At 55.1% G+C, this 16,263-nt stretch carries 17 protein-coding genes; 15 read left to right on the top strand and 2 right to left on the bottom strand.

Going from position 1 to position 16,263, the window contains the following annotated elements:
- Window positions 1-63 precede the first annotated feature (63 nt).
- The 10 genes from AB1F12_RS17270 to AB1F12_RS17225 all read left to right on the top strand — a co-directional run bounded on the left by AB1F12_RS17270 (window position 64) and on the right by AB1F12_RS17225 (window position 11,280).
- Window positions 64-2,001 carry an ABC transporter substrate-binding protein gene (locus AB1F12_RS17270; RefSeq protein ID WP_368188477.1) on the top strand — a complete coding sequence of 646 codons (1,938 nt, stop codon included), beginning with the start codon at window positions 64-66 and terminating at the stop codon, window positions 1,999-2,001.
- A 107-nt stretch (window positions 2,002-2,108) separates the two neighbouring features.
- Window positions 2,109-3,092 (top strand): ABC transporter permease, encoded by a 984-nt coding sequence (locus AB1F12_RS17265; protein WP_368188476.1) that lies wholly within the window; start codon window positions 2,109-2,111, stop codon window positions 3,090-3,092.
- Window positions 3,089-4,234 (top strand): ABC transporter permease, encoded by a 1,146-nt coding sequence (locus AB1F12_RS17260; protein ID WP_368188475.1) that lies wholly within the window; start codon window positions 3,089-3,091, stop codon window positions 4,232-4,234. Before AB1F12_RS17265 ends, AB1F12_RS17260 begins: the two co-directional genes overlap by 4 nt.
- A complete protein-coding gene (locus tag AB1F12_RS17255) occupies window positions 4,209-5,261 on the top strand; it encodes an ABC transporter ATP-binding protein (protein ID WP_368188474.1) in 1,053 nt (350 codons plus the stop codon). Before AB1F12_RS17260 ends, AB1F12_RS17255 begins: the two co-directional genes overlap by 26 nt.
- Window positions 5,254-6,249, top strand: a complete 996-nt coding sequence (locus AB1F12_RS17250; RefSeq protein ID WP_368188473.1) for an ABC transporter ATP-binding protein — start codon at window positions 5,254-5,256, stop codon at window positions 6,247-6,249. Before AB1F12_RS17255 ends, AB1F12_RS17250 begins: the two co-directional genes overlap by 8 nt.
- A gap of 30 nt (window positions 6,250-6,279) precedes the next feature.
- Complete coding sequence (locus tag AB1F12_RS17245; protein WP_368188472.1) at window positions 6,280-7,503, top strand: mandelate racemase/muconate lactonizing enzyme family protein; 1,224 nt, start codon at window positions 6,280-6,282, stop codon at window positions 7,501-7,503.
- A gap of 42 nt (window positions 7,504-7,545) precedes the next feature.
- Window positions 7,546-8,778, top strand: coding sequence for an ABC transporter substrate-binding protein (locus tag AB1F12_RS17240; protein WP_368188471.1), 1,233 nt, complete (start codon window positions 7,546-7,548; stop codon window positions 8,776-8,778).
- A 59-nt stretch (window positions 8,779-8,837) separates the two neighbouring features.
- Window positions 8,838-9,704 (top strand): carbohydrate ABC transporter permease, encoded by an 867-nt coding sequence (locus tag AB1F12_RS17235; RefSeq protein WP_368188523.1) that lies wholly within the window; start codon window positions 8,838-8,840, stop codon window positions 9,702-9,704.
- Window positions 9,701-10,528, top strand: a complete 828-nt coding sequence (locus AB1F12_RS17230) for a carbohydrate ABC transporter permease (RefSeq protein WP_368188522.1) — start codon at window positions 9,701-9,703, stop codon at window positions 10,526-10,528. Before AB1F12_RS17235 ends, AB1F12_RS17230 begins: the two co-directional genes overlap by 4 nt.
- Window positions 10,525-11,280 (top strand): SDR family NAD(P)-dependent oxidoreductase, encoded by a 756-nt coding sequence (locus AB1F12_RS17225; RefSeq protein ID WP_368188521.1) that lies wholly within the window; start codon window positions 10,525-10,527, stop codon window positions 11,278-11,280. The genes AB1F12_RS17230 and AB1F12_RS17225 overlap by 4 nt, the downstream gene beginning before the upstream one ends.
- Before the next feature lie 128 nt (window positions 11,281-11,408).
- Here the strand turns inward: AB1F12_RS17225 and AB1F12_RS17220 are convergent, their stop codons facing one another.
- Window positions 11,409-12,017, bottom strand: coding sequence for an alpha/beta hydrolase (locus tag AB1F12_RS17220; protein ID WP_368188520.1), 609 nt, complete (start codon window positions 12,015-12,017; stop codon window positions 11,409-11,411).
- A 1-nt stretch (window position 12,018) separates the two neighbouring features.
- Window positions 12,019-12,951 (bottom strand): VOC family protein, encoded by a 933-nt coding sequence (locus tag AB1F12_RS17215; RefSeq protein ID WP_368188519.1) that lies wholly within the window; start codon window positions 12,949-12,951, stop codon window positions 12,019-12,021.
- 112 nt (window positions 12,952-13,063) lie between these two features.
- On the opposite strand from AB1F12_RS17215, the gene AB1F12_RS17210 reads away from it, so the two are divergent.
- The 5 genes from AB1F12_RS17210 to AB1F12_RS17190 all read left to right on the top strand — a co-directional run bounded on the left by AB1F12_RS17210 (window position 13,064) and on the right by AB1F12_RS17190 (window position 16,149).
- Window positions 13,064-13,972 (top strand): LysR family transcriptional regulator, encoded by a 909-nt coding sequence (locus AB1F12_RS17210; RefSeq protein WP_368188518.1) that lies wholly within the window; start codon window positions 13,064-13,066, stop codon window positions 13,970-13,972.
- Between the two features lie 44 nt (window positions 13,973-14,016).
- Window positions 14,017-14,490 carry a pirin-like C-terminal cupin domain-containing protein gene (locus AB1F12_RS17205; protein WP_368188517.1) on the top strand — a complete coding sequence of 158 codons (474 nt, stop codon included), beginning with the start codon at window positions 14,017-14,019 and terminating at the stop codon, window positions 14,488-14,490.
- Between the two features lies 1 nt (window position 14,491).
- On the top strand, window positions 14,492-15,190 hold the full coding sequence (locus AB1F12_RS17200; protein ID WP_368188516.1) for a pirin family protein: 699 nt from the start codon (window positions 14,492-14,494) through the stop codon (window positions 15,188-15,190).
- An 11-nt stretch (window positions 15,191-15,201) separates the two neighbouring features.
- Window positions 15,202-15,720: a VOC family protein gene (locus AB1F12_RS17195; RefSeq protein ID WP_368188515.1), complete on the top strand. Its 519-nt coding sequence runs from the start codon at window positions 15,202-15,204 to the stop codon at window positions 15,718-15,720.
- A gap of 69 nt (window positions 15,721-15,789) precedes the next feature.
- A complete protein-coding gene (locus AB1F12_RS17190; RefSeq protein WP_368188514.1) occupies window positions 15,790-16,149 on the top strand; it encodes a TfoX/Sxy family DNA transformation protein in 360 nt (119 codons plus the stop codon).
- Window positions 16,150-16,263 lie beyond the last annotated feature (114 nt).

Here is a 16,263-nt window from a genome sequence, read left to right as displayed (position 1 = left end):
CGGAAAGATCGGAGGACATTTTTTGTTCTGTCCGGTCACACACAACGGTGGAGGAGCCGGACAATGAAATTACCGACCTATCGACATGCTTTGAAGGGAACCGTGGCCAGCCTGTGCCTGATGGCGGCAGGGGCTTTGCCCGCATATGCACAAGATTACAGCGAAGCGCCAATGCTGGCCGAAAAGGTTGCGGCGGGGGAATTGCCCCCTGTTGAGGACCGCCTGCCAACAGACCCAATGGTCATGGAGGTTCTGGACGAAGTAGGTGAATATGGTGGCACGCTGCGCCGGGCGATCCTGGGCGGGGGTGATCAGCACAATATGGTGCGCCTGATTTCCAACGAAAATTTGCTGCGATGGAATGCGGATTGGTCTGCTGTGGTTCCAAACATCGCAGAAAGCTATGACGTATCTGAGGATGCGACGACCTTTACGTTCAAACTGCGTGAGGGCATTCGCTGGTCAGATGGTGCACCGTTTACAGCGGATGACATCATGTTTTGGTACGAAGTGTTTGGCGACGAACGTCTGACACCGTCCAAACACCCGATGTATGTGGGCGATTCAGGTCCCGTCGAAGTGACCAAAATCGATGACACAACGGTTGAGTTCAAATTCGGCGAGGCAAATGGCCTGTTTTTGCAGAACATGGCCTATGGGTTTGGCTATTATGTCGTGAACTATCCACGTCATTATCTAGAGCAATTCCACACAGATTATAACGACGACATTCAGGCGTTGATCGACGCAGAGCCAGCAGCCAGCGATTGGGTTCAATTGTTCAACCTGCGGGCAGGTCCCATGCATACGCCAGCATTTTGGCAGAACGCAAATCGGCCGACGCTGCATCCGTGGCATATCGAAGAGGGCTATGGCACCACGCAGCGCATGGTTGCCTCTCGTAACCCATATTATTGGAAAGTTGACGAATCCGGTCAGCAATTGCCCTATATCGATCAGGTCACTTGGGAACAGGTCGAAGATCCAGAAGCGATTCTTTTGCGCGCCTTTAACGGTGAAATCGACTATATGGCGCGCCATATCGGGCGGCCTGCAAATCTGGCGGGTTTGACCGATAACGCCGAACGCGGTCAATACGGGTTCTATGGTGTGGGCGATATTGGTGCCAGCCAGGCGGCGCTGATGTTTAACCTCAATAATCAGGACCCGGCCCTGAACGAAATCGTCAATACGTTTGAATTCCGCCAAGCGATGAGCCACGCCATTGACCGCCAAGAGATCATTGATCTGGTCTATCTCGGGGTGGGTGCGCCAGTGCAGACTTCGCCGCATCCGTCGGCGCCGTTTTACAACGAAGACTGGTCCAAGCAACACACTGCCTTTGATCCGGATGCCGCAAATGCGTTGCTGGATGGGATGGGGCTGGATCAGCGTGACGATGACGGTTTCCGCCTGCGCCCAGACGGAGAGCGCCTGACATTTGTGTTCCTCGTCGCGGATGTCTTTGGGTTCCAATATCCTGACGTGATGGAATTGGTGTCGGAATATGCGGCCAATGTTGGGGTTGATATTCAGGTCCGCGCCAGCGACCGGTCACGCCTACAAGAGGTAGCCTCGGCGGCGGAACATGATGGTTATATCTGGAACTGTCCCGGTGGTCTGTCGGATGCCTATACCAACCCCGATTGCTATCTGCCCCGTGGGCAGGCCGTTTATTGGGCGCCGGAATGGGCTGCATGGGGTGTAGATCCTGCAACAGGCACCGAGCCCCCGGAAAACATCAAGGCATTGTTCACCGCCTATGAAGGTGTGACCGGATCAGCCGACCCCGCGGTTCAGCTTGCCGCACTCGAAGACTTGATCGAGCAATCCACCAGTCAGCTACTGACAATTGGTCTGATGCAAAGTGACGGTGCCTTTGGGATCGCGCGCAACAATTTGCGCAACTATCCCGATCCAATGCCGATCGCTGGTCAGCTGTGGACGCCTGCGCCTTATACTGCGCAGTTCTTCTTTGAAGGCGGCGATAACCTCGATTAACCCAACAGGTTCTGCACGGCCTCACGGTGGTGCAGAATCTTAAAACGGGATGAGGCTTGTATCCTCCCTGCCTCATCCCGCCAATCTATCCTACCGAAAAGATTGACATGCTTTTGTTTCTGACCCGCAGATTGATCTACATGATCCCGACCCTGTTTCTGGTGTCAGTGGTCACGTTCATCGTCATCCAGCTGCCTCCGGGGGATTACCTGGACACGCTGGCGGCCGAACTGAATGAATTGGGCGGTCTGGACGACGGCACCCGGCAGGCGCTTGAGGACCAGTATGGTCTGGGCCAGCCGATGTATGTGCAATATTTCAAATGGATGCGCGGTATACTGTTTTACGGTGACTTTGGCATTTCATTTGAACGCAATGTGCCTGTGAATGATCTGATCTGGGACCGTTTGGGTTGGACATTTGCGATCTCGGTGCTCACGCTTTTGTTCATCTGGATGACAGCGCTGCCCATCGGCATCTATTCCGCCGTCAAGAAATATTCGGCCGGTGACTATGCCGCGACATTTTTTGGATTTGTCGGGCTCGCGGTTCCGAATTTTCTGCTGGCTTTGGTCATGATGTATGTCGCGTTCAAATATTTCGGCCAGAGCGTGGGCGGGCTGGTCAGCCCTGAATTTATCGGCGAACCATGGACAGTCGAAAAAATCATCGACCTGTTAAAACATATCTGGATGCCGATTGTTGTTGTTGGAACGTCCGGCGCGGCGGCGCTGATCCGGATCATGCGTGCCAATCTGTTGGACGAGTTATACCGCCCCTATGTTGTTACGGCCCGTGCCAAAGGCATGTCCGAATTTCAGTTGTTGATGCGCTATCCGGTGCGTGTGGCGTTAAACCCGTTCATCTCGACCATTGGGTGGATTTTGCCATCGCTTGTGTCAGGTGAAATTATTGTCGCCGTGGTGATGAACCTGCCAACAACCGGGCCGCTATTGCTGCGCGCGTTGCTGGTGCAGGATATGTATCTCGCCGGCTCTCTTATTTTCCTTGTCAGTATTTTGACGGTGATCGGCACATTGGTGTCTGACCTGTTGCTGGCATGGATCGACCCAAGGATCCGATACCAATGAGTGCGATTGATCAATCCATTGACCCCTTGGCCCAAGCTGATCCGCAAACCCCAGATTTGCTAGGTCCACGTGCGCTGATGTGGCGTAAATTCAAACGCCACAAAATCGCCTATTTCAGCCTGTGGCTGGTCGGGTTCATCTATATTGTGGCGCTGTTTGGCCATTTCTTTGCGCCCGCGGATCCGGGCCAGACAAACCGGCGCGGTATTTTTGTCCCCCCGCAAGGCATCCATTTCTTTGTGACGGACCAAAATGGTGACAGTCGTTTTCAGCTACATGCCAATGCGCTGGACATGAAAATCGATCAAGCCACCATGCGCCGCAGCTATGAAGACAGCGAAGATGAGATTATCCCGCTGGGCTTCTTTGTTGAGGGACATGAATACACCGTTCTGGGGTTGTTTCCGGCTCACCGGCATTTCTTTGGGCCTATTGATCCTGATGACACGTTTTACCTGTTTGGCTCGGACCGTTTAGGGCGCGACATTCTAAGCCGCATCGTCGCCGGAACCGCCGTGTCGATGTCCATCGGTCTGGTGGGGGTTGTGGTCAGCCTTGTGATTGGTGTGTCGCTGGGGGGGATTTCCGGTTTTTATGGCGGTTGGATTGATAACCTGATCCAGCGGTTAATCGAATTCTTGCGCTCCATTCCGACCATTCCATTGTGGATGGGGCTGGCAGCCGCAATTCCGCTGGGCTGGCCACCTTTGCGCACCTATTTCATCGTGACGTTGATCGTGTCGATGATCGGCTGGACATCCCTGGCCCGCGAAGTGCGCGGCAAATTCCTATCGCTGCGATCCGAAGATTTCATCACCGCCGCTCGCCTGGACGGGCTGAGCGATTGGGAAGTCATCCGCAAACATATGGTGCCCAGTTTTTCGAGCCATATTATCGCGTCACTGACACTGGCCGTTCCCCTGATGATCCTTGCGGAAACCTCTCTGTCCTTTCTGGGGATCGGTTTGCAGCCTCCGATTATTTCATGGGGAACATTGCTGAAAGAAGCCCAAAACATCCGCACAATCATCGAAGCACCTTGGCTTCTGATTTTTCCGGGCGCCACCATTGTGGTTGCCGTGCTTGCACTCAATTTTCTTGGGGACGGCCTTCGTGATGCCGCTGATCCAAATGCCCACTGATATGAACATGCCTCCACCCACCGGCCCCGCCATGGTCGAAATCCGCGATCTGGCTACGCATTTTTTCACGGATGACGGCGTGGTAAAGGCGGTGGACGGCGTTGATCTGGATGTCTTTGCCAATCGCACGTTGTGCATTTTGGGGGAATCCGGTTGCGGTAAATCCATCATGGCGCGGTCGATCCTGCGGATTGTAGACGCGCCCGGCCGGATCGTGCACGGGTCGATCACCTATCGCGCCAATGATGGCCGCCATGTTGATCTCGCGGCGGCGCGCCCCGGTTCCCGCCAGTTGCGCGACATCCGCGGTCAGGACATCGCGATGATTTTTCAGGAACCGATGTCGTCACTGGGGCCGATCACCAAAATCGGCAAACAGATTACCGAAACGATCCTACTGCATCGCAACATCCGCAAATCAGAAGCCCGCGAAATTGCGATTGAATTGCTGAACAAAGTTGGCATTCCACGCCCAGCAGAACGGATGGAGGCCTATCCATTTGAACTGTCAGGTGGCATGCGGCAACGGGCGATGATTGCAATGGCCCTCTCTTGTGAGCCACGCCTGCTGATCGCAGATGAACCCACAACGGCCCTTGATGTGACGACGCAGGCGCAGATCCTCGATCTGATTGCAGAATTAAAAGAAGACACTGGTATGGGGGTCATGCTGATCACCCATGATCTGGGTGTTGTCGCCGAAGTCGCCGAAGATGTGGCCGTGATGTATATGGGCCGCGTCGTTGAAAAAGGCGACGTGTTTTCGATTTTTGAGGACCCAAAACACCCCTATACGCGCGCGCTATTGGCATCGGTGCCAAAAATCGGTGGCGCTAGAGGGGGGCGGTTGCCGGCCATTCGGGGCATGGTGCCCCACCCATTGGCGCGGCCATCGGGCTGCCCGTTTCGGACCCGGTGTGACAGCTTTATGCCCGGCACCTGTGACACAGCCATGCCCGCTTTGACGCGGTCCGGGGAAACCGATGTGGCGTGTTTCCTCCATTCAACTGAGGTGGCCGATGTCTGATCCCATTCTTCAGGTACGCAATCTGGATAAACAATTCCCCGGCGCGGGCGGCATGCTGGGCAAAGCGGCAAGCCCGGTCCGGGCCGTGGACGATGTCAGTTTTGACGTCATCAGAGGCGAAACATTTGGCATTGTCGGGGAATCCGGCAGTGGGAAAACCACGCTTGGGCGCTGTTTGATGCGCATCCATGATCCGACCAGCGGCAGTGTGATGTTTTCCCCCAAAGGGGCGGATCAGTCCGACATCACCACATTGGATAAGCAAGGTTTGCGTGACGTCTGGAAACGCATGCGCATGATTTTTCAGGATCCCCAATCGTCGCTGAACCCGCGTTTGCGTGTGGTTGATATCGTCGGTCAGGTTCTGCGCAAATCCGAAGGCCTGAGCGGGCAGGCCCTGTCGGCGCGTGTGTCCGGATTGTTGGAACAGGTGGGCCTGCGGCCAGAATTCCTGATGCGCTATCCCAATGCGTTTTCAGGGGGCCAACGGCAGCGGCTGGGCATTGCACGGGCATTGGCAACAAAGCCCGAACTGGTGATTGCTGACGAAGCCGTATCAGCGCTGGACGTGTCCATTCAGGCCCAGACCCTGAACCTGTTGCAGGATTTGCAGGATGAATTCCAGCTAACCTATGTGTTCATCGCGCATGACTTGGCGGTTGTGCAGCATATCTGTGATCGCATAGCGGTGATGTATCTGGGTCAGATTGTTGAATTGTCGACCACTGAGGAATTGTTTGACAATCCCAAACACCCTTATACCCGCGCGCTGCTTTCGGCGGTGCCGATCCCAGATCCCCGCGCCCGCAAAGTCCGCACCAAAGCCCCGGCACTGGCCGATGGATCTGTGTCTAAAAACGGCTGCCGTTTTGCGGCGCGGTGTCCCCATGCCACCGACCTGTGTCGCGCCGAACGACCGCCAAAGATCACGATCAACGGCGCAGATGTGCTTTGCCATTATGCCACGGAATTATCAGCGAAAAATTGACCCGCCATACTCGCCCAAGGAACCTTGTTTATGTCCAGCACCCAGCCACCCAAGACCCAGCTTAACCCGGCACCATTTGTTGGCGCCGAGGCAAACCATCCGGCCAAAATCGCCGAGATAAAGCCCATTCTTGTGCGGGTTGGTTGGCGCAATCAGCTCTTGGTCAAAGTTACGACCGAAGATGGTTTGATTGGCTGGGGCGAAAGCGGGCTGTCGGGACGGGAAGGCGCTGTTTCGGCAACGATCGCGCATTTTTCGAACTTTTTGCTGGGGCAGGATTCGCGCCGGATCGGGCGCATTTGGCAGGAATGTTATCGCAGCCAGTATTTTGAAGGCGGGCGGGTGTTGACCGCCGCAATTTCGGCCATCGATATTGCGCTATATGATCTGCTGGGCAAACGGTTGGGTGTACCGGTGCATCAGCTTTTGGGCGGCGCGCAGCGGGATCGTGTGCCGACCTTTGCCAGCACTATGGCAAAATCAACAGAGGCCATCATCGCCGATGTTAAAACATTGACTGATGCCGGTTGGACCTGTGTTCGGACCTATCCCAGCGGGTTTAATGACAGCGAAGTTTTTGAACCCCGCGCAACCCTTCCCCAGGCGGCGGCCGAATTGATGGCCGTGCGTGAAACCTTTGGGCGCGGGCTTGTGCTTGGGGTTGATATGCATCACCGCTATTCAGTCGCCGAAGCGGCAAGTTTCTGCAACATGATGCCAGCCGGGACGCTTGATTTCATCGAAGAGCCGATCCGCTGTGAAACACCAGAAGCCTATGCAACGCTGCGCACCATGACGGATATTCCTTTCGCAATCGGAGAAGAGTTTTCATCCAAATGGGAGGCCGCGCGTTATCTGGAAGCGGGTCTGACCCAATATATGCGCCTGGACATTTGCAACATTGGCGGGTTCACCGAAGCGTTGAAGGTCGCCGGCTGGTCAGAACGGCACTATGTTGACTTGATGCCCCATAACCCGCTGGGCCCTGTTTGTACGGCCGCGTCGGTGCATTTGTCTGCAGTGGTTCCCAATTTCAGTTGGCTGGAAATCCGACAATCACCTGTTGAACAACTCGGGTTTCATGATCGTGGATTGTTCCCGGTTCAGATGGAAATGGACGGTCCAAATTACCGGGTTCCCGATGCACCCGGCCTGGGTGTTGAGGTCAGCGAAGACCTGATCAGCAGTACCAAAGTTGACGATGTCGAAGCCCCGCATTTGCGGCGGCCAGACGGATCTGTCACCAATTGGTAACCAAAGCGACAGACCTATTTTACGTATCAAACGGAGGATAACATGAAGCATTTGATGAAACTGACGACAGCCAGTGCGCTTGCTTTGGCCGTGGCTGGCCCGGTGATGGCACAGAGCGTGACGCTGGATGTGACCGCCTGGAAAGGCAACGAAGCCGAACCAGCGGGCCTGCCCGAACTGATCGCCGCCTTCCAAGAGCAACATCCCGATATCAAAGTTGAACTCAGCTATATTGGCCGTTTGGACACAGATACCGTTATTCCGCCGCGTTTACAGGGCGGGGATCCGCCGGATGTCATGATGACGGACATGCCGTTGCTTGATGTGTGGGGCAATGCCGGGTTGCTGACGGATCTGGGCACGGACAGTGAATGGTATGGACGGATTCCCGCCGATTTGCAGGGCGCGCTGACATCAGGTGATGCGGCATATATTATGCCACTCGAAGTCATCGGCATGGGCAATTTTGTCAATATGGGCCTGCTGCGCGAAGTGGGACTCCAAGAGCCGCCCACCACCATTGACGAGCTGATTGCCGCATGTGGTGCGCTGTCGGATGCGGGTATCAATCCGATGATCTTTACCGGTGGTTTTTCGGCGCCTTTGTTCCTGATCGCCAACGGGATCGAAGCGTCTGATGTGGAACCAGCTGTGTTGGGGTCTGGCGAGGCCAGCTTTGCTGAGGATGCGGGTTTTAACGCCGGTATGGACCTGATCCGCCAATTGATGGACGCTGAATGTTTTGATCCTGATGCACAGGCTGGCCTTGATCCATGGAGCACAGCCCTGACCGAATTTCAGGGTGGCAACTTTGCGATGATGCCGCAGGGCGCGTGGAACATCACGGCGTTCTCAGATGTCGAAGGGCTGGATTTTGTCTTTGCGCCGATCCCGTCTGGTCAGGATAGCGGTGTTGCACTTGATCTGTTTGGGATTGGGTGGTCAATCGCCTCTGGTAGCGAAAACCAAGAAGCGGCGCGCACCTTTGTGGAATGGTTTGCACAGCCAGAGCAGATTCAGGTGATGATCGACGCTGAATCCGCCTATACGCCGTTTGACGATGGCGCCAGCGGCATGCCTGCGCTTGCTGCGTCATATGATGCGGCGCGCGAAAATGGCGGCATTATCAACTATCCTTTTGCGTTGTTGCAGTGGCCAAAGCCGCTCGAGGGCGAAATCTGGGATAGCTTGACGGGCTTTTTGTTGAACACGGACCGAACAAATGCAGATGTTCTGGAACGTTGGGACGAGGCTGTCGAAGACGCTAATTTCTGATAGTGAGCGCTGAGGCATTCACAGCGTGCCTCAGCGACTGACCTGGGAAAGGTTCTGAGATGTCAAAACGGTCCTTCCTTTTGTTTACCCTGCCTGCACTGATCGTGCTGGGTGTGTTTTTTGTGTATCCGATTGTTTTGACGCTTCAGCTGAGTTTAACCAATTCCACCGGAGTGGGTGAGGCGGATTTCACAGGGTGGCGTAACTATGAACGTATTATCAGCCGGGACCGATACCCTGCTGCGCTATGGGTCACGCTCAAATTCACGTTTATAGTCGTCACATTCCAAACAATCGCCGGGCTGTTTCTGGCTGCGTTGTTGCACCGATTGCCCGCCATTCGCAGTTTCTGCCGGGCGGCTTTGTTCACGCCGGCGATGATGTCTTTTGTTGTTGTGGGATATGTCTGGCAGTTCATCTATTCGCCATTTTCCGGCGGCTTGAACGCGGTTTTGCGCGGGGCCGGAATGGATGGGCTGGCGCGGGGCTGGCTGGGGGATCCTGAAACGGCGCTCTATGCCATTGCCATTGCCCATATCTGGATGTTTGTCGGGTATACGACGGCGATCTTTTTGGCGGGTTACGCAAATATTCCAAATGATATCGAAGAGGCAGGGCGGCTGGACGGGGCATCCTCTTGGCAACGGTTTCGCCATCTGGAAATCCCGCTCTTGGCACCTTCTTTTACGATCAACATCATGCTTTCAACGATTGGCACGCTGAAAACGTTTGAGCTGCCATTTATCATGACGCGCGGGGGCCCTGATGGTGCAACGCGCACGCTGAGTCTGGAAATCATCAACCAGCTATTTGGCAATTATCGCTTTGGATTTGCATCGTCACTGTCGATCATCATGCTGATCATCGTGGTCGCCGTTGCCGTTGCACAAAACTGGTATCTGCGCAGCCGGGAGAACGTCCAATGACCCCAATGAGACAGATACGTTCGATCCTGATCCATGCCTTTGTGTTGGCGCTTGTTGTCACATTGCTGATGCCGCTTTTGTATATGCTGACCATGTCATTCCGCACAGCAACCGAAATTGCCGCCCAACCGTTGGGATTGCCGGACCGACTGGCATGGGAAAATTATACGCAGGCGTTCACGTCTATGAACTACCTGCGTTCGGTGGCAAATTCGGTGGGGATCACCGTGTCTGTAACCATGCTCACCGCGATGTTGGGATCCATGGCGGCATTTCCGCTGGCCCGCAACAGCAGTCGTGTGGCGCGGGGTTTGATTATGTTGGTGGCGCTCGGGCTTGCGACCCCGAACTTTGTGACCATCACGCCGATCTTTGTGATTTTCCGCGAACTTCAATTGTTGGATACGTATCTGGGGATCATCCTCGCCTTTACGGCCCTGAACCTGCCATTGGCGATTTTCTTTTATGTGGGTTTTATCGCCGCGATCCCCAAAGATCTGATCGAAGCCGCAAAGCTGGATCATTGCAGTGATTGGCAAATTTTCTGGCACGTTATCCGCCCTCTGCTTGGACCTGCCACCGCGACATTGTCCCTGTTTGTCATGCTGATGGTCTGGAACGACTTCACCTATCCTTTGCTGCTGCTGACCGACAAAGACAAATTCACCGTGACAATTTCGGTCTACCGGTTTGTTGGCAATCAGAACATCCAGCCTGACATGTTGTTCCCGGCGGCGGTTCTGGGATCATTGCCTCTGTTGATCCTGTTCGCCATCTTTCAGCGACGTATTGTGGCAGGTGTGACAGCAGGAGCCGTCAAATGATCGATCTAAAGGAACGTGTTATTGTCGTGACGGGCGCTGGTGCGGGTATTGGACTTGGGATCGCCAAGGCGTTGGCGTCGTCTGGGGCGCAGGTTTTTGGATGTGATGTGACCCCCGAAAGCGCGGCGGTCATTACCGCCATTGGGGCAACCCCGATCACCGCAGATGTCAGCGATCCGGCCAGTCTGACCCAAGCTGTCGCTACCGCACGACGTATAGGCGGTCGGCTGGACGGGTTGGTTAACAATGCGGGTCTCACGCTCACGGCCCCGTTTCTAGAGGCAGAGATCGGCATGTGGGATCGGCTGTGGCAGACCAATCAACGATCGGTGTTGGTGGGATGTCAGGCCGCGGCTCGTATCATGGTCCAAGACGGGCGCAAAGGTGTGCTGCTTAATGTGGCATCCGTGCATTCCCATGCCAGCGCCCCGGATTACGAAGGATATGCCGCAACCAAGGGCGCGATCCTTGCAACGACCCGCGCAATGGCCTGGAGCTTGGGCCCGCATGGTATCCGCGTGAATTCACTGTCGCCGGGATTAACGATGACCGAACAAGTTGCCAAAGTCGCAAAAGACAAGGCAACGGCCGATCTGTTCGCCACATGGCATGCAGATGGCGAAACCGCCAGCGTCACCGAAATGGCGCAGGTCGCGACGTTTCTGATGTCGGATGCATCTGCGGCACTGACCGGGACAGACATTGTCGCAGATCACGGAACCCTTGCGCATCTATGTGATTTTGGCGGGTAGGCAGTTAACTCAATGTGACGGGGCAAAATTTTGTACCCTGTGGGTGTCGTCGCGTAATAGGTCTTATGTGAAATAAAATTGTCCCTTTGGCGGATCAGGTCAGGAATGACCCGTCACGTTGAATCGATCTACCCAGCGCGAAAAAATCCCGCCAGAGCGGCGATTTCACCATCCCTGATATCATGCCCGTCTGCATGGATTTCTGTGCTGACGTCGGCGCCATTTCGGGCAAACCAGTCAATCAATTCTGCGCTCAGATACCACGGACAGATTGGATCGCTGCGACCTGCTGTGATCAAAACGGACGTTCCCGCCAATCCCGAAATATCAGCGGGCGTCCATGGGATCAAAGGGTGCAACAGGCCCACACGATCAAACATTTTCGGCTGTGACATGACCAAAGACGCCAAAATATTTGCGCCGTTAGAATAGCCAAAACCGTAAACCGGCGCGTCGGGATAGTCGGCCTTCCATGCCGCGACATAGTCCCCCAATCGCCGTGTGCGCAGGGCGAAATCCGCCATGTCATAGCGCCCTTCGCCGGTGCGGCGGAAAAACCGCGCCGCTCCGTTTTCATTCACGTCACCCCGCGGCGACACCACGCCCGCATCCGGACACAGCATGCGGGCCAGATCGAAAAACTGACGTTCATCCCCGCCCGTCCCATGCAAGGCAAAGATCAAAGCCCCGCCATTTTCCGCCGGGGTGAACTGAGTGATGTAGCTGTCTTTTGACATGTTAATCCTCGATCTTTGGCAATGCGGCCTCGATATGATCCCGATAGGGTTCATAGCGTGTCGGCAGTTTCAGATCGTGGCCCAGCTGAGCCATGTCTTCGTCCCGATCAAACCCGGGTTCATTGGTGGCAATTTCAAACAACACACCGCCGGGGCTGCGAAAATAGATGGCATAGAAATAGTCGCGATCGATCACCGGCGTGACCTGATACCCGGTGTCAATCAGCGCCTTGCGCACGGCGTCCTGCGCGGCGCGATCCTCAACCGCAAAGGCGATGTGATGCACCGAACCGCTGCCTTGGATTGCGACGGACCCCGATTGCACCGCTTCGATATCAATCGTGGCTGCGCCATTGCCGTTTTCGATCTGATAGCGGGTGATGTCACCAGCGCGATCAACGGAGTGATAGCCCATGAATTGCAACAATTCCCCAATCGCAGCCTGTTCGCGAACCCGCAATCTGGCACCGTTAAAGCCCAGAATGCCCACATCTGCATCGATGCCCATCCCCGTCCAGGGATTGCGATTTTCTGGCGTCGCCTCAACCAGCGCGAAACTGTCGCCATCCGGGCCTTCGAATTCCAGCCGCGCCGCCCCAAACAGGGTGCCGCGCCGCAACCCGGTGACGTTTAAATCGGCCAACCGGTTTTCCCAGAACCCCAACCCGCCCTTGGGCACAGCAAATTCCGTCACGCCCACCTCGCCCGTGCCGCGCACGCCTTTTTGCAAGTTGCCGAACGGGAAATAGGTCATGACGCTGCCCGGCGTGCCCGCCCCGTCGCCATAATATAGGTGGTACACTTCGGGCGCGTCGAAATTAACGGTTTTCTTAACGCGGCGCTGCCCCAGAACTTGGGTGAAAAACCGGTTGTTCTGATTGGCATCTGACGCCAGCGACGTGACGTGGTGCAAACCTTTTATGCTGCTGATCATGAGGCTCTCTTTCTCTCGTTCACTCAATATGCCTCGGGACCTACCTGATAAGAGAATGCACATTAATGATAATTGTATTGTATATTTCATTGTCGCAATTGTAATAATAACCATGCAAGATCTAAAACCCATCCGAGTCTTTCTAGAAGTCGCCACCCAGAAAAGCTTTTCTGCGGCGGCCCAAAACCTGCGCATGACACCCGCCAGCGTGACCCGCATCGTAGCGCGGCTAGAGGAAAACCTAGGGCATCAGCTGTTGTTGCGAACAACGCGACAGGTGTCTTTGTCCTCCACCGGCGCCATTATCGCGGCGCGCTATCGCCCTGTGATCGAAGAATTTGATCGCGTCACGCAGGAACTGGACCGGCTGACCAAACCGGATCGCGGCACGTTGTCGATAAACGTGCCCATGTCCTTTGGGATGCGCCTGATGCCAAAATTGATCGAAAGCTATCAACTGGCTTATCCGAATGTGGCGCTCAATCTTAACTTTAATGACTCGCTGATCGATATTCTGGCGGAACAATGCGATCTGGCCCTTCGGGTGTCGCAACCGCCCACCGACAAATCGATGATCTGGCGCAAAATCTGCGAAATCCCGCGCCAATTGGTGGTGTCGCCCAAATTGCTGGTCAATTACGACCTGCCCTCTGATCCCCAAGATCTGAACCAACAGCTTTGCCTGTCCTATACCGACAAAGGCAGCGCCGAGACGTGGCAATTTCGATCCAGTGGCAGCCAGAGAAAAGTAAACGCGGGCACACAAATCGCGTCCAATAATGGGGATTTCCTTTATTCTGCGGTGTGCAATGGGTCTGGGCTGGCGGTGTTGCCAGATTTTATCGTGGCCGACGGCATCCGGTCGGGCGACGTGTTGCGCGCGCTGCCTGACTGGACCTGCCCGCCGTTGGTTTTGGGCCTGTATTACCCCCCCTATAGCGCCCTGCCGCCGCTGGTCAGCAGTTTCACCGACTTTGTCGAAGCCTTTCTAAGGGATCAAAATGGGTTCGACTTTTCGTAACTCGGATCACCTCTTCCATGTAAATTATACCCGAAAGGCCTCTCATGAGCTGGAACCCCACACTTGATCCGCACTGCCCTGAGATCGGCAATCTGAACGCGATTGAAACCATCATCATCCCCCGCAGTCGCGATCTGGGCGGGTTTGAACATCACGGGCGGCAGGATTTGCCATTGCTGGACGGAGAAGGCAAAAGCGTGCGCCTGATCATCGGCAATGCCTGGGGCGAAACAGCGCCCGTGCGCACCTTTTCCGAGATGTTTTACGCGGATGTCCTATTGGAACGCGGCGCCTCTATTCCCCTGCCCGAAAACCACGAAGATCGCGGCGTCTATGTCACCAGCGGGTCGATAAATGTGGCGGGTCAGGACTTTGCCGCCGGTCAAATGATGGTGTTCCGTCCGGGGGACAAAATCGAAGCCGCAAAGGTGGCTTGGGCGGCGGGGGATTGGGCCCATGGTCGGTTCCAGCTGCCCCCCGACGACAACGACGAATTTATCCCCCTACCGGAGGCCTAATATGGCGATGATCCACGAACGCATGAACCGCGGGCGCACACAAATGGGGTGGCTGGACAGTTTCCACACCTTTTCATTTGGCGGATTTATGGACCCGACCAGAATGGGGTTTCGCAATCTGCGTGTGATCAACGAAGACCGGGTTGTGCCCGGCGCTGGATTTAGCGCGCATCGCCACGAACATATGGATATCCTCACCTATGTTTTGTCCGGCGCGCTCAGTCATCAGGATTCGCTTGGCAACAGCGCCACCATCCAAGCCGGAGAGTTTCAGCTGATGTCGGCAGGCAATGGTGTGACCCATTCCGAACATAACGCGTCCCAAACAGAGCCGGTGCATTTCCTGCAGATCTGGCTGATCCCAGAGCGACAGATCGACCACCCAACCTATGATAGCATCCTAATTTCGAACCAAGATGTCGACAATCGGTTTGGGCTGGTCGCGGGGCCAGACACCACAACAAATGGCCTGTCGCTGTTGTCAAACACGCGGGTCTATCTGGCACGCCTGCGGGATGGGCAGGTCCTGTCGCATGAATTCGATCCTGCCCATGCGGGTTTTTTGCACGTGGTCAGCGGCCATATCGACATCAATGGCGAAGGTTTGGCCACCGGGGATGCATTGGAATTTGAACACCGCGATGGCTGTACTATCACCGCACATAGCGAGGCTGAGCTGCTGTTGTTTGATTTGTCATAAGGGGGAAACCAATGACTTTACCCGGACTAAAAGGCGTCGAACATGTTGGGATCACCGTCCCGAACCTCGACGACGCGATGACATTTTTCAAACAGGTTCTGGGCGCAGAAATCCTCTATGAGATCGGCCCATTTGAGGCCGAGGACAACTGGATGACCGATAACCTCGGCGTTGATGCGCGTGCGCGGGTGCCGAGGCTTTGCATGATCCGTGTTGGCAATGGTCCGACCCTCGAAGTGTTTGAATATGAGGCGCAGAACCAGCAGCAACATCCCCCGCGCAACAGCGATATCGGGGGCCATCATCTGGCTCTTTATGTTGATGACATGGATCTGGCCGTCGCGGATCTTCAGGCGCGTGGTTTAGCCGTCTTGGGCCAGCCCAAAACAGTCACCGACGGACCCTCTGCCGGTCTAAGCTGGGTTTATTTTCTCGCACCGTGGGGGCTTCAACTTGAATTGGTAAGCTACCCCACCGGAATTGCGGCATATAAAACAACGGCCTACAGGGGTTATGCACGTGGACAATAATGTCATTGAAACGGTTGCTTTTCCGATCAAAACCTATTCAAACCACCTGTTGCAACAATGTGCCGCCCCATGAAAAAACCCGCGAAATCCGGCAAAGGTTCCCCTGTCACATCCATTATGAACCTCGGCCCCGCAACTGAAAAACTGTTTGCAAAACATGGCTTTCACACGGCCCAAGACATCATCGACATCGGGGCCGATCAGGCCTATGCCCAGATGACGCGGTCGGGACTAAAGCCAAATTTCATTGGCTATTACGGCTTGGTGCTTGGGTTACAAGGTCGACCATGGACCGATTGTTTTCCCGCCGAAAAGGCAGAGCTAAGGCGCAAATTTGATCTGTTAAAAGCCCAAAATCACGACGCAGATCGCGATGAATTGGAAACGATTTTGTCGGATATCGGCGTTGTTGGCCCCCCAAAACGATAGGTAAAACCGGGCCTGTATTTTTGCGGCGCGACGACCTATGTGATTTTGCAAATTTCCACTGTGCCACCACTGCATCTATAGCGGATGGTGGAAACAAAAATTACAAATTGACGA

This window comes from Aestuariibius sp. HNIBRBA575 (genome assembly GCF_040932005.1).
GTDB lineage: Bacteria > Pseudomonadota > Alphaproteobacteria > Rhodobacterales > Rhodobacteraceae > CANLNM01.
The sequence above is the reverse complement of the archived record's forward strand: the minus strand, read 5'-3'. Positions and strand labels throughout refer to the sequence as shown.